The sequence below is a fragment of the Collinsella stercoris DSM 13279 genome (assembly GCF_020735465.1).
GTDB lineage: Bacteria > Actinomycetota > Coriobacteriia > Coriobacteriales > Coriobacteriaceae > Collinsella > Collinsella stercoris.
The window spans coordinates 1208584-1222984 of record NZ_CP085935.1; the positions used below are offsets into that span (position 1 = coordinate 1208584).

8 protein-coding genes are annotated in these 14401 nt (G+C 67.8%); 1 reads left to right on the top strand and 7 read right to left on the bottom strand.

The features are described 5' to 3' along the window. Window positions 1-126 precede the first annotated feature (126 nt). The 7 genes from LK434_RS05230 to dltA form a co-directional block, all read right to left on the bottom strand. Window positions 127-3507 (bottom strand): ABC transporter ATP-binding protein/permease, encoded by a 3381-nt coding sequence (locus tag LK434_RS05230; RefSeq protein WP_006720284.1) that lies wholly within the window; start codon window positions 3505-3507, stop codon window positions 127-129. Window positions 3508-3896: 389 nt separating this feature from the next. After that, window positions 3897-5066, bottom strand: coding sequence for an AI-2E family transporter (locus tag LK434_RS05235; protein WP_227917894.1), 1170 nt, complete (start codon window positions 5064-5066; stop codon window positions 3897-3899). A gap of 126 nt (window positions 5067-5192) precedes the next feature. Then, window positions 5193-6443, bottom strand: coding sequence for a D-alanyl-lipoteichoic acid biosynthesis protein DltD (locus tag LK434_RS05240; RefSeq protein ID WP_227917896.1), 1251 nt, complete (start codon window positions 6441-6443; stop codon window positions 5193-5195). Between the two features lie 132 nt (window positions 6444-6575). Continuing rightward, complete coding sequence (locus LK434_RS05245) at window positions 6576-6800, bottom strand: hypothetical protein (RefSeq protein WP_006720280.1); 225 nt, start codon at window positions 6798-6800, stop codon at window positions 6576-6578. Then, on the bottom strand, window positions 6797-7042 hold the full coding sequence (dltC, locus tag LK434_RS05250; protein WP_083784185.1) for a D-alanine--poly(phosphoribitol) ligase subunit DltC: 246 nt from the start codon (window positions 7040-7042) through the stop codon (window positions 6797-6799). Before dltC ends, LK434_RS05245 begins: the two co-directional genes overlap by 4 nt. An 89-nt stretch (window positions 7043-7131) precedes the next feature. After that, complete coding sequence (gene dltB / locus LK434_RS05255; protein WP_006720278.1) at window positions 7132-8343, bottom strand: D-alanyl-lipoteichoic acid biosynthesis protein DltB; 1212 nt, start codon at window positions 8341-8343, stop codon at window positions 7132-7134. Between the two features lie 6 nt (window positions 8344-8349). Further along, on the bottom strand, window positions 8350-9936 hold the full coding sequence (gene dltA, locus LK434_RS05260; protein ID WP_227917897.1) for a D-alanine--poly(phosphoribitol) ligase subunit DltA: 1587 nt from the start codon (window positions 9934-9936) through the stop codon (window positions 8350-8352). Window positions 9937-10462: 526 nt separating this feature from the next. Between dltA and LK434_RS05265 the strand changes: the two genes are divergently transcribed. Beyond that, window positions 10463-14311: a phosphoribosylformylglycinamidine synthase subunit PurQ gene (locus LK434_RS05265; protein WP_006720275.1), complete on the top strand. Its 3849-nt coding sequence runs from the start codon at window positions 10463-10465 to the stop codon at window positions 14309-14311. Window positions 14312-14401 lie beyond the last annotated feature (90 nt).

A 14401-nucleotide genomic window follows, 5' to 3' on the forward strand; every position in this document is an offset into this window, starting at 1 on the left:
TCAACTTCGGAGCACTTTCAGAACTTCGGTGCACCTTGCAACCAAAACCAACCGAAAGAATGGCAGCCAGGTGCACCGAAGTTTTCACCTCAAAAAAGGGACTGTCCCTAATCTGAGGTTGGGGGGCTACTCGCTGCGGAGAGCCTCGACGGGGTCGCGGCGGGCGGCGTTGCGGCTGGGGATCAGGCCGGCGATCACGGTGAGCAACACGCTGATCAGGATGAGGCCGAGCGCAGACGCCACCGGCAGCTGCATCACGTTCTCGATCTGGTGGTTGGCGAGCGCCCAGGCGTTCACCGGAATCGACACGGCAACCACAACGGCTATCGCCAGCACGCCCGCGATGAGACCCTCGATGAAGGTCTCGGCGTTGAACACGTTGGCGATGTTGCGCTTGGACGCACCCATCGCGCGCAGGATGCCAATCTCCTTCTTGCGCTCCAACACACTGATGTAGGTGATGATGCCGATCATGATAGAGCTCACCACCAGCGAGATGCTCACAAAGGCGATGAGCACGAGCGAGATCATGTTCACGATGCTCGTCACGCTGCCCATGAGCACGCCCATGTAGTCGGTGTAGACGATGGTCTTGTCTTCCTCGCCGTCCGCGCGCATGTCCTCGTTGTACGCGTCGATGTGCGCGAGGACGGTCTCCTTGGCCTCGAAGTCCACGGGATAGATGCTCACGGCAGCAGGGTCGCTCGCGTCGGCGTAGCCGAGCGTCACCAGGTTGTTCTCGTAGGTGAGCTTGCCGGAGTTCGCGTAGCTCGCCATGAGCGAGGCGAGGTCGTCGGCATCCATATTGAAGTGGATCGCGCTGGCGAAGGCGCTGCCATCCACATGGAAGGCGTTCTGCATGTTGGCGGCAAGGCGCTCACCCAGCTGAGGGCCCAGCTGCTCGGCGAAGGCGCCCATCGCGGCTCCCAAACCGGACTGCAGCTGGCTCGAAACAGCCTGGCCGATGCTCTCGCCCACCTGCTCGAACAACCCCGTGAACGCCTGGGCCATGTACGGCGCGAGCTGGTCGCTCACGTACGCGCGGGCGATTCTCTCCAGGCGGTCGGCGACGGGCTTGCCGGCAATGTCCGCGATGGCGTCCAGCGTTGCACGGGCCTCCTCGGTCTGCGCGTATGCGGCAAACGCCGCAAGGAGTTTCTCGCCAAAATCGGGCGCCGAGGGATCGAGGCCCGCCCCTCCCCCGCTCATGAGATACGTCAGGAACCCTTGCACGTACGCACCGGATAGCTCGGCCACGCGTTCCAGCTCCTCCGGCGAGAGCACGGGGTCGGACCCCAAGTCGCCCAAAATCCCCGAGAGGTCGGGGGCGGGAGCACCAGCGATAATCGACTCGATGTCCACGCCCGCGAGCGCGCCCGAGAGGTCGATGTCCACACTCGGCAGCTTCAAGCCCGCCAGGTCAAAACCGGCTAGGTCGAGCCCCTGGGAGAGCGCGGAGGCGTCGATGGAGAAGGCGCTGCGCAGCATCGCCTCGTCGACCGTGAACAGGCTCTCCAAGTCCACGCCGCGCTTGGCCTCCTCCTGCAGTGTTGCAAAGCTCTTGCCCGTGAACACATCGACCTCGGGATTCGCCAGCTGCTGACGCACGATCTCGGAATCCGTGGCGCGGTCCATGAGCGCGTGCGTGAGGGCGGGCGTGTAGGCGATGCCCTGGGAGAGCGCGGCGGACTTGGCGGTGGGGCTGGGCCGCACCACGCCCACAACACGCAAGTCGAGGCCGCGCTCAACCTGCTGTGCCATAAAGGCGGCGTCGTCGGACATGTCGGTCCAACCACCCGTCTCGGCGTTCTTGCGATACGAATCGACCGGGCTCAGGACCTTGAAGCTCGTGCCCAGCGCGTCGTCGTACGTGAAGTCCACGTCCGCCTCGGGTACCTCGACCTCGCCCGTGCCGCCCATGGCGCCCTCGACCATGGCGTCGAGCTTGGCGGGGTCGAGCACGCCGATGCTGTAGAGGGTGTAATCGGAAACCTTGCCGGTGCTCGAGAGCACGAGCACGCATTCATCGGCGGAACGCGCCCAGCGACCCGCCACCACGTCGTACTGCTCGTCGAGCAACTCGGGATTGTCAATCATCTCGTTGAAGGCGGTGGTGCCCGTCATCATCGTGCCCGCCATGGCCGCGGAGCTCGCCCCGCCGGTCATGGCCGTCGACATGGCGTTGGGCGATACCCGGACGGGATCGGCATCGGGGTTCCGGCGATACACGAGCGGCGTGATACCGTAATCGTACTGGATTGCCGAGACCTCGCTCTCGAGCTCCTTGGCGTCCTCGTCGAGGAAGGTCTTGAAGCTCGCCATGTCGTTCGACTTCACGCTGGCGAACATGTCGGACAGCATCGTGAACACGGGAATCTTGTCGCCGGGCTCGGGTTGTGCGTCATCGCGCGAGGCGGAAGCCGTGTCGTCGCCGGCCGCGTCCTCCCCCGCCGCACCGTCCGCATCCTCGCCCGAAGTGGAACCGCCGTCCCCCGTCATCATGCTCGTGAGGTCGTAGCTCTGACGGGCAATGGTGAGCGGGTAGCTCGACAGCGTGTCCTGCTCGACCTTGGCGATATAGCCGTTCACGCCGTTGGAGAGCGCCAGGATCGCCGCGATGCCGATGATGCCGATCGAACCCGCGAAGGCCGTCATGATGGTGCGGCCCTTCTTGGTCATGAGGTTGTTGAAGGAGAGCGAGAGCGCGGTGAGCAGGCTCATGGACGAGCGGCGCGCCGGACCCTTTGCGGGCGCACCGGACCCCTCGCCTCCCAGGCTCCCGTCCTCGCCACGCGCGGCCTCCCGGCGAGACGCCGCCGCCTCCTCGGGCGTGACGGGGTTCGTGTCGCCCACGATGCGCCCGTCCTGGATGCGCACGATGCGCGTGGCGTAATCCTCGGCGAGTTGCGGGTTGTGCGTAACCATGATCACCAGGCGCTCGCGCGCGACCTCGGCGAGCAGGTCCATCACCTGGATGCCCGTCTCGGTGTCGAGCGCGCCGGTGGGCTCGTCGGCGAGCACGATCTCGGGGTCGTTCACGAGCGCGCGGGCGATGGCCACGCGCTGCATCTGCCCGCCGGAGAGCTGCGCGGGCTTTTTGTTGATGTGCGCCCCCAGCCCCACGCGTTCGAGCGCCGCCGTGGCGCGGCGCGTGCGCTCGGCACGGTCGACGCCGGCGAGCGTGAGGGCAAGCTCCACGTTGGCGAGAATTGTCTGATGCGGGATGAGGTTGTAGCTCTGGAAAATGAACCCCACACGATGGTTGCGGTAGGTGTCCCACTCCGCATCGCCGTAGTCGCGCGTGGACACGCCGTTCACCACGATGTCGCCGGAATCCGCACGGTCAAAGCCACCCAGGATGTTCAGGAACGTGGTCTTTCCCGAACCGGAAGGCCCGAGCACCGCCACGAACTCGCTGTCGCGAAACGTCACCGACACCCCGTCGAGGGCGCGCTGGACCAAATCGCCGGTGGTATAGGTTTTGCGGATATCACGAATGTCGATCATAGAGCCCCGTCTCGTCCCTGCGGCCTGCACCTGCGTCGGCGAGATCGAGGTCGCCGCGCGCCATGGTGGCCCGCAATCGTTTTCGCACTCCATGGTAGCTTTTCGCGGCCGATGCGCGGGGTGCCACGCTCATTTCGGAAAACAACCGTATGAATTGGACTGACTGAATTGGACGGACGCACCGCACGACGCACCGGAGGAAAGGCGTCGCCAGACGATGCCCGCTCGCGAACGGGGCCGCTCAAGAGACGCGCGCTCGCTCGCCAAGGCTGCCGCACCCCGACTCGCCAAAGCTACCGCACTACCGCTCGCCAAGGCCACCGCATTACCGCCCGCCGAGGCCACCGCACAACCGCGTGCCGAGGTTGCCGCGCCGCGACCCGCCGATGCTATCGCGCCGCGGCGCCGCCACGCGCCTCGCGCTCGGCCAGGCGCGCATTGGTCCATTGACGGAACAGCTCGTACAAAACCGCCACGATGGGGATGAAGAACACGATGCCCACGATGCCGAACAGCTTGCCGCCCACCAGCGCGGCGATGAGCGTCCACAGCGCTGAGAGCCCCACCGAGGACCCCACCACATGCGGGTAGATGAACTGGTTCTCGATGAACTGGACGGCCAGGTACACGATTACGCACAGCGGCGCGTGCTCGGGCGAGGCGAGCAGCGTGAGGAACGCGCCGATGGCGCACGAGGCGAACGCGCCGACATACGGCACGAAGGCGAACAGCGCCGTGAGAAAGCCGATGAGCCCCGCATAGGGCAGGCGGAACAGCGAGAACGCCAAGAAGATGAGGGTTCCCAAGATGCACGCCTCGAGGCACTGGCCCGAGAGGAACTTGGAATACGTGTCCGTCGCGAGCGAGGCGACGTGGCGGATGCGCGCGGCGTGCCCGGGCGCCAGGTGCGCGTCCATCACGCGATTCACCTGCCTGCCGAGCGTGCGCTTGCTCGCCAGGACATATACCGCGATGACGAAGGCGAACACGCTGCTGGAGAGCACCGAGACCGTGGAGCGCGCGGCGGCGAACACCGAGGACGCGATCGATCCCAGGCCAAGGTTCAGCAGGCCCTGCGCGCCGGACCCCGCGGCGGCGGTCGCGGAGGAGGCACCAGCTCCCTGGAAGAACTGCGCCAGCTTTTCCACATCGACGCCGTTGGCGACGAGGCTCTCCTCGATTTCGGGCAGGCGCTCCGCCAACAGGGGCGCGACGGTGCGCGCGGACGCGATCAGCTCGGGCACGAGCATGGTCACGCCCAGGACGGCGACGCCGGCGATGGCGATGAGCACCAGCACGATGCTCGCCATGGTGATCGCGCCCTCCCCGGGGCGGCGCCCCTCGGGCACAAGGCCCACCGCGCGGTGCAGCAGCCGCTCCATGCCCGAAACCGGCACGTTCAGCACAAAGGCAAAACCCAGGCCCAGCAGCACCGGGAAAAAGATGTCGACGGCGGCGGAAAGCGCGCCGAGCACCACATCGAGGTGCATCATGGCCGCGTACAGGCAAACACCGAAGGCGATGAGGAAGAGGGCGCGGCGCGTTTTTTGATCGAACATGGTTGCGTGGGGGACCTTTCGGGCTACGTGCGTGATTGTGGCTCCTTATACCCGTTTTGCCCATGCGATTCAGCCCGCGCAACGGTCCCTTCCCCATCCGCACATACGCTGCGCGTCCGTCTGGACCTATTCACTCGCCGTCCAGAACTCCCACATCGCCTGGGAGTAGCACGCGCTGCCGTATGCCGACGGATGCGAATAGTCGCGCAAAAAGAGCGGGTCGTATTCCTTATCGGAGAAATCCGCGACCCGCGCGCCCGCGCGCGAGCACGCCGTGCGGATCATGTCGTAGTAATCCGCGCGGGCGTCGCGCGTGTACGCGGTCTGATCGTACGCGGCGCCCTTGACCGGCTGGATCACCACCAAGGGTTCAACTCCCGTCTGGCGGCACACCTCGAGCATGAGCTCGAAGTCCTCAAGCTCCTCGGTGCTCCAGTACTTTCCATCGGCGACCTTCCAGTTTTTCTGGGCGCCCGCCAACCAGCCCCGATAGCTCGAACGGTACCACGAGTCGTAAAACCCGTACTCGTTGCCCTGCGAGGCCCGCTCGGCGCACGCGCGCCCCTCGGCGATCAGGGCCTGCCAATTGGGTGCGGAATCCGTCGATGAACCGTGGACACCGGGGGCACCGGCACCCCCATCGGGCGCCGCGAGGCCGTGGTCCATCGGCATGCGCGAGCCGCCCTCGGCGCGGGCCGGCTCCCGATGCGCGTCCTTCCAGCGCAGCGAGGCGGCCAAGCGCACATCGGACGCGAGCGAGGACGCGGCCCGGTCGATGCCGCCGATCGCCTGGACGAGCGGCCCCTCCCCGGAGACCTCGGCATCGGGGACGCCGTAGGCGCGCACGCGCTCGGCGACCCGGCTCTTCACGTCGTCCGAAATCGCCTCGTTGCCCATGAACGCATCATAGGCCCCTTGCGAGAACACGCCGGGAAACGTCGAGCTCGGATCGCGGTAGCACATGAACCACTGCATGCTCACAAAGATGACCGCGCGCCTGTCCCCGCGGGGCATCTCGGGCGCAAAGGCCCCCACCTCGATCGCCTGCCACAGGTCGTTCACGCCCGCACGGCCCGCTATAACCGACGTCTCCCCGTACCGGCCGTCGGCGAAAAGCCGCCCGGGGTGCGCCGCGCCCGCCGTCTTGGATTTGAGCTCGGAGGACCCAAAGACGAGCCGCGGGTTCTTGCCGGCATCGCGCAGCGACCGATACTGCCCCGCCATGAAATTCCAACTCGCCACCTGGTCGTACCCCGGATAGGCGCTCCGCAGCTCACCCGAGGGCAGCTGCGCCACGCCTCCCCCAAGCACGGCGAACACCATGCATGCCAGGCTCAACAGCAGGGCGGCGGCAACCGCCGCGATGCGCTTGATCATGAGGACCTCCTTTCCAACGCCATCGCCGTCCCACGCGCCATCGCCGTCCCACACGCCATCGCCGCCCCACGCGCACGGGGCCTCCGCCCAGAAGGGGCCCGCCCCCTTGCGCGCATGGAAGAGCGGCGGGACCTAGAACTCGGCATAGACCGGTGCGGCAGGGGCGCCATACGGCGATGCGACAAAGAACCAGGCGAGCACGCCGGCGCAGAGCGCAATGGCGGCCAGCCAGGCGAGCGCGGCGCTCGTCGCGTCCGAGTAAAACCATGTGCGGACGCGTGCAGGCACCCCCGCAGCGCGCGTGAGCGCCTTGCCGAGCGTCCCTTGCGCGCCGGCCGCGCATCGCAGGGCGCTCACAGGCGCGCCGCGATCTGGTCGATGATCTTGTTCACGGTGTTCATCTCCTTGCGCTCGACCGCCGTGGGCGCGATCTCCACGCCGAAGTTCTCCTCAATGCCCACGAACACCTCGATGGCGGCGAGCGAGTCGAGCAAACCGGCGTCGAACAGGTCGACGTCGCGCTCCTCGCGCACGGCGTCGTCCGCGCAGATGTCCTCCAGCATGTCGAGCACCTTGCTCTCCAATTCGTTTCTATCCATGTCCATATCCTTTCTCTCACGCGCATATGGCGCGTCTGAACACCCTGTATGGCGGGAAGAGCGGCCACGCCCCTTCGCCACGCATGCGGCTAACGGCCGCGCAGCGCCGCGCACACCAGCGTTGTTATCTGCCCCGAGAACAGGGCGAACCCCAGCACGACGAGCTGCATCGTGATGAACCACGACAGCAATCGGTACCACCGCTCCCTGCGGTGGCGCTTGTAGAACGCCGAGCGTTTTTGGTAGACCTCCGCCGCTGCGAGCAAGAGCCCGTGGTACACGCCGTAGGCGAGGTAGTCGACGGTCAGGCCGTGCCACGCGCCCATGAGCGCCATGTTCACCAGGTAGCCCGCGCACGCGGTCTGCACCCGGTTCGCGAACAGCTTGCGCTTGGTCGCCGTGCGCACAAAGCGCATGAAGACGAAATCGCGCAGCCACGTGGAAAGCGTGATGTGCCAGCGGTTCCAAAAGTCCTTGATGTCCACCGCCACGTACGGCGCACGGAAGTTGGCGGGCGTGGCGATGCCAAAGCAGCAGCTCGCGCCCACGGCCATGAGCGAATACCCCGCGAAATCGAAAAACAGGTACGCCGCGTAACCGTAGGCGCGCACCACCTCGCGCACGGCGGCGGGGACCGCGAGCGCGTCGACGGTGAGCACGCCTGCGGGGGCCGACGCCGGGTCGTAGAACCCCCGTGCCATGGTGGCGAGCACGAGCTGCATGACCGCGCCCGCAAACAGCATGAGCACGCCGCGCGTGAGCAGGTCCGCGTAGGCGCGCCGGTCGGGACGCGCGTCCGCGTCCTCCATGAACCGCCGCGAACGGTCGATGGGACCCGACGTGAAGGTCGCGAAGAACGTCAGAAAGTAGGCGTAGTCGAGCGGCGCCAGGCGTTCGATGAGACCATCGCGCATCTCGATGAGGACCTGCACGGCCTTGAAGGTGAGGTAGGAGATGCCGATGAACCCCAGCAGGTTCTGGTCGAACACCGCACCCACCTTATATATGACCAGCGGCGCAACGGTCGCCGCAAGCGACGCGCGATACACCGCCAGGCTCTTGGACCCTCCCGGTCGCACCCAGCTGTGCCAGACCGCATAGGCGCTCGCCGACGCCGCCGCCAGAAAGACCGCGAACGCGGCGAGGCCGCGCGGGTCGCCGGCAAACAGCAGCGCGAGCATGGCACACGAGGCGGCCATGCCGTACGGCTTGATGCGCCGGCCCGTCAGACCGAGCGCGGCGGCCGGGACCACGAGGACGGCGAGCGCCAGGAAAAACGATGGCGAGGTGTAAAAGCCCATGCGCCGCTACGCCTTCGCCGGCGCGCCCACGAGCGCGCGGCGGTCGACCTTGCCGTTGCCCGTCAGGGGCAGCGCCTCGCAAAACGCGATCTTTTTGGGGATCATGTAATGGGGCAGCGTTCGCCTGAGCTGCTCCTTGAGCGCGAGGCCGGCGCGAAACGGCGTCTGCGCGAGCGGGCCGGTGGGAACCACGTGCGCCACCAGGTGCGCGACCCTGCCGTCGCGCTGCTCGGCGACCACGGCGACCGCCGCCACGTCGGGCAGGCGGCGTATATGCTCCTCGATTTCGCCCAGTTCGATGCGAAAGCCGTTGAGCTTGACCTGCAGGTCGAGGCGCCCGCGAAAATGGAGCATTCCCTCGCTGTCCAAGCAGCCCTCGTCGCCCGTGCGGTACGAGCGCACCGGGGCGCCCCCGAGCTCCGCCGCGCCGAACGCCGCCACCGTGAGGTCGGGGCGGCGGTAGTACCCGCGCGCGACGGTATCGCCCTCGATCACCACCTCGCCGAACACGCCGGCGGCGCAATCGCGCCCCTCGGCATCGACGATGCGCAGGCGCGTCCCACGGCGCGGCGCGCCCACGGGCAGGGGCTCGCGCGACGCCGCCATCCGGGGCGTCACATCGACCGCGCTCACCGCGACCGTCGACTCGGTGGGGCCGTACGTGTTCACCACGCGGGCGCGTCCAAAACGCTCGAGCAGGCGGGCGGCGACGGCGTTGGGCAGGGTCTCGCCGCAGAACAGGAAGAGCCGCAGCGCAGGCATGAGGTCCTGCGCGAACTCGGCGCTCGCCAGGCACATCCCCGCAAACGAGGGCGTCGACACCCAGACGGTCGCCCCCGACGCGGCCAGCGCCTCCATCTGAGACGCCATGCTCTGCTGGGTCTCGTGCGCGAGCGAGAACAACGTACCGCCCGTCGCCAGGGCGCCGGCGAGCTCGAACACCGACAGGTCGAAGGAGAACGGCGCCTGGTCGACCCATACGTCGGCGGGCGCGGCGCCGTCCACACCGCACGGCGCCTCGCCGCCGCGGCGCGACAGCTCGACGTTCCACGCGCAGAAGTTGTCAAAGCACGCGGCCGTCACCTCGACGCCCTTGGGGTCACCCGTCGATCCGGACGTGAACAGGATATAGGCGATGTCCTCCCCTAAGATCCAGCCCGATCGTTTTGAGCCCTCACGAAACCCGGCGCCCACGATGCGGCACAGGTCCTCATGCGTAAGGACCTCCACCGGCGGCATGTCATCGACGCGAGGGAACTCCTCGACCGCCAAGACCAGCGGGGCGGAGCAGCCGCCGGCGATCTGCCGGGCGATGCTCGCCACCCGCTCCGCGGGGACGGAAAAGCAATCCACGGGTACGTACGGGCACCCGGCCTTCATACACGCGAGGAATCCCGCCACCATGAGCGGATCCTTGTTGCCGTACACCAGCACCGGCGAACCCGGTTCGACGCGCCGCGCGATGGCGAGCGCCAACGCCTCGGAGGACGCCCAGAGCTCCCCATACGTGAGGTGCACGCCCGTCGAGACGCGCACCGCCTCGGCATCCGGTCGCTCAAGCGCCGTCTTCTCGATCAATTCCAGGTATCTCATGGCAATCTCCAGGTGTCTCGTTGGGCGGAACCCCTCGGCGTCCCCGCCCATGGCGCGGCGCGCGCAAAGGCTCGCGAACGCCCCGTCCCGTCCGACGCCGCCGCAAAGAGCCTACCCCCCCCCCCGACGCCCATTTGGCAAGAGGGGGTTACAGGGGCCCGCGCATTGCGCCCATTGTGCCCCCGCGACCCTTAAGCAAGACTTACCGCACCGTGACATTGCTGTAAGAGTGGTTATGAACCAGTGAAGCCGGGGCGGGCGGGCCGCGATATGGCCGCAAACGCCTTCCCGGCGGGCCGCGCACCCCCGCCGGCGCGTCCGTGAGCGTCCGCAACGCGCGCCCGTCATGTGCAAAACGTACCCGTCCCCAATTTCACCGGGGCGGTGCGCGACAAGCGGGCGGCGTGGCGTATTATTGAGAGGTTAGCAATCCGTTTGGTTCAAGGCGGTGCAACAGGGCGTTTGCCGCCCGCGCGCATCGGCCGCCGCCAACGGCCCAACCCGTCCAAAAGAAGGGCAGGACTCAATGGTCTCTCGTGTGTACGTAGAGAAAAAACCCGGGTTCGACGTCGAGGCGCAGCAACTGCTCGCCGAGCTCCGCGACACCCTAGGCATCGAGGCGCTCACGGCCTTGCGCGTCATCAACCGCTACGACGTCGAGGGCATCGACGAGGAGCTGTTCGCCCGCTGCGTGCCCACCGTGTTCTCCGAGCCGCAGGTCGACATCGCCTCCGCCGAGCTCCCCGCCGCAAACGGCCCCGTCTTCGCCGTCGAGGCGCTCCCCGGCCAGTTCGACCAGCGCGCCGACTCCGCCAGCGAGTGCGTCCAGCTCATCTCCCAGGGCGAGCGCCCCACCGTGCGCGCCGCCCGCGTGTACCTGCTCGAGGGCGAGCTCACCGAGGCCGACGTCGAGGCCATCAAAGGCTACGTGGTGAACCCCGTCGAGTCGCGCATCGCCGCGCTCGAGCTGCCCGAGACGCTCGCCACCGACGTGCCCGAGCCCGAGCCGGTCGAGGTCATCGAGGGCTTCCGCGAGCTCGACGCCGAGGGCTTGGCCGCGTTCATCGCCGACCGCGGGCTCGCCATGGACGAGGCGGACATCGCGTTTTGCCAGCAGTACTTCAAGGACGAGGACCGCGACCCCACCATCACCGAGATCCGCGTGATCGACACCTACTGGTCCGACCACTGCCGCCACACCACCTTTGGCACTGTGCTCGAGAACATCGAGATCGACGACTCCGTGGTCGCCGCCGCGTTCGACCGCTATCTGGAGATGCGCCACGAGCTCGGCCGCGACGAGAAGCCCATCTGCCTCATGGACATGGGTACCATCGGCGCCAAGTGGCTCAAGGCCCAGGGCACCCTCACCGGGCTCGACGAGTCCGAGGAGATCAACGCCTGCACCGTGCGCGTGACCGTCGACGTCGACGGCGAGGACCAGGACTGGCTCTTCCTCTTCAAGAACGAGACGCACAACCACCCCACCGAGATCGAGCCCTTCGGCGGTGCCGCCACCTGCGTGGGCGGCGCGATCCGCGACCCGCTCTCGGGCCGCTCCTACGTCTACCAGGCCATGCGCGTCACCGGCGCGGCCGACCCCACGGTGCCCGTGAGCGAGACCATCGCCGGCAAGCTGCCCCAGCGCAAGCTCGTCACCACCGCCGCGGCCGGCTACTCCTCCTACGGCAACCAGATCGGCCTGGCGACCGGCCAGGTGTCCGAGCTCTACCACCCCGGCTACATGGCCAAGCGCATGGAGGTCGGCGCCGTGGTGGGCGCCGCCCCCGCGAGCCACGTGCGCCGCGAGTGCCCCGCCCCCGGCGATAAGATCATCCTGCTCGGCGGCCGCACCGGCCGCGACGGCATCGGCGGCGCCACCGGCTCCTCCAAGGCCCATAACGTCGAGTCCATCGAGAAGGACGGCGCCGAGGTCCAGAAGGGCAACGCCCCCATGGAGCGCAAGCTGCAGCGCCTGTTCCGCCGCGGCGACGCCTGCCGCCTCATCAAGCGCTGCAACGACTTCGGCGCGGGCGGCGTGTCCGTCGCCGTGGGCGAGCTGGCCGACGGCCTCTACATCGACCTCGACATGGTCACCAAGAAGTACGACGGCCTCGACGGCACCGAGCTCGCCATCTCCGAGTCCCAGGAGCGCATGGCCGTGGCAGTGGCCGAGGAGGACGTCGAGGAGTTCATGGGCTACGCCGCGGAGGAGAACCTCGAGGCGACCGTGATCGCCGAGGTCACCCACGAGCCCCGTGTGCGCATGGCATGGCAGGGCGACGCGATCGTGGACCTCACCCGCGCGTTCCTCGACTCCAACGGCGCCGCCAAGCACCAGGACGTGCACGTGCTCGGCCAGGGCATCGCGCCCATCGCCCCCGAAAGCGACCTCGCCGAGGCCGCGCTCGCCGAGTTCGGCAGCCTCGAGGGCATCTACGAGAGCACCGTCCCCATGGTGCCGGGCGCCGAGACCTGCGAGTCCTTCCATGACGCCATGACCGAGCTCGTCGGCGACCTCAACGTGTGCTCCAACAAGGGCCTCTCCGAGCGCTTCGACTCCACCATCGGCGCCGCCACGGTGCTCATGCCCTTCGGCGGCGAGCGGCAGCTCACCCCCAACCAGGCGATGGTCGCCAAGTTCCCGGTCGACGGCGAGACCACCACGGTCTCCGGCATGGCCTGGGGCTTCAACCCCTACATCATGGACGCCGACCAGTACCGCGGCGCCTACCTCTCCGTGGTCGAGAGCATCTCGCGCCTCGTTGCGACCGGCTTTGACCATGAGAAGGTCTACCTGTCCTTCCAGGAGTACTTCGAGCGCCTGCGCGACGTGCCCGAGCGCTGGGGTAAGCCCATGGCCGCCGTGCTCGGCGCCCTCATGGCGCAGGTCGAGCTTGGCGCGGGCGCGATCGGCGGCAAGGACTCCATGAGCGGCTCCTTCGAGGACCTGGACGTTCCGCCCACCCTCGTGTCCTTCGCGGTCGCCGTGGACAAGCTCGCCCACATCGTGTCCCCCGAGTTCAAGGGCGCGGGCCATCGCGTCGCGCTCATCCAGCCTGGCTACCAGGTCGACGACCTACTGCCCGAGACCACCTCGCTGCTCGCCGCCTTCGATGCCGTTGAGGACCTGGTGCGCGAGGGCCACGCCCTTTCCGTGTCCACCGCCGGCTTCGGCGGCCTGGCCGAGATCGTGTTCAAGGCCTGCCTGGGCAACCGCATCGGCTTCGAGCTCGCCGACGCCTACTACGAGCTCGAGGGCGCACGCGACCTGTTCGACCACTCCTACGGCAGCTTTATCGTGGAGCTCGCCGATGACGCCGAGCTGCCCGAGGTTGAGGGTGTGACCGTGGTGGAGCTCGGCCGCACCACCTCCGAGTACGAGCTCGTCGGCTACGGCGAGACGCTCGACCTGTGCGAGCTGCAGGAGACCTGGGAGTCCGCGCTCGAGGGCGTGTTCCCCTACCGCAGCGCCGCCGATGACGTCAACGCCCCCGATGAGCTCATCCCCGAGGAACGCTACCGCTGCGAGGAGGAGGGTCGCATCCGCGCCACCTACGGCGGGCTCAAGATCGCCAAGCCCCGCGTGATCATCCCCGTGTTCCCGGGCAACAACTGCGAGTTCGACTCTGCCCGTGCCTTCCGCGCCGCCGGCGCCGAGGCCGACGTCTTCGTGATCAACAACCTCACGCCCGAGAACGTCGCCGAGTCCACCCGCGAGCTCGCCCGCCGCATCCGCGAGTCCCAGATCGTCATGATCCCCGGCGGCTTCTCCGGCGGCGACGAGCCCGACGGCTCCGCCAAGTTCATCACCGCGTTCTTCCGCGCACCCGAGGTCACCGAGGCCGTGCGCGACCTGCTCCAGGCCCGCGACGGCCTGATGCTCGGCATCTGCAACGGCTTCCAGGCGCTCGTCAAGCTTGGCCTCGTGCCCTACGGCGACATCGTCGATGCCACCGCCGACGCCCCGACGCTGACCTTCAACCAGATCGGCCGTCACCAGAGCCGCCTCGTGCGCACCCGCATCTGCAGCGACCTGTCTCCGTGGCTCTCCCAGTGCGACCCCGACGAGCTCTACACGGTGGCCATCTCTCACGGCGAGGGCCGCTTCGTCGCCAACGACGACGTGCTCGCTCAGCTGCGCGCCGGCGGCCAGATCGCCACGCAGTACGTCGACGTGTCGGGCATGCCGTCCATGGACCTCGACGTAAACCCCAACGGCTCCGTCGCCTGCATCGAGGGCATCACCAGCCCCGACGGCCGCGTGTTCGGCAAGATGGGCCACGTCGAGCGCCGCGGCGACGGCCTGTACAAGAACGTCCCCGGCGAGAAGTTCATGCCCCTGTTCGAGAGCGGCGTGGCCTACTTCTCGTAAGGCGCCCACTCAAAGGCCAGCCCGTTAGCGCATTTGCCGCGCATAGCAAAAGCCGCCGTCCGGATCATATGTCCGGGCGGCGGCTCTTTT

Coding starts and splice junctions, on each gene's coding strand:
- dltB (WP_006720278.1), bottom strand. CDS start 8,343: ATGGGCTTTTACACCTCGCCATCGTTTTTCCTGGCGCTCGCCGTCCTC.
- LK434_RS05240 (WP_227917896.1), bottom strand. CDS start 6,443: ATGATCAAGCGCATCGCGGCGGTTGCCGCCGCCCTGCTGTTGAGCCTG.
- LK434_RS05265 (WP_006720275.1), top strand. CDS start 10,463: ATGGTCTCTCGTGTGTACGTAGAGAAAAAACCCGGGTTCGACGTCGAG.
- LK434_RS05230 (WP_006720284.1), bottom strand. CDS start 3,507: ATGATCGACATTCGTGATATCCGCAAAACCTATACCACCGGCGATTTG.
- LK434_RS05235 (WP_227917894.1), bottom strand. CDS start 5,066: ATGTTCGATCAAAAAACGCGCCGCGCCCTCTTCCTCATCGCCTTCGGT.
- dltC (WP_083784185.1), bottom strand. CDS start 7,042: ATGGATAGAAACGAATTGGAGAGCAAGGTGCTCGACATGCTGGAGGAC.
- dltA (WP_227917897.1), bottom strand. CDS start 9,936: ATGAGATACCTGGAATTGATCGAGAAGACGGCGCTTGAGCGACCGGAT.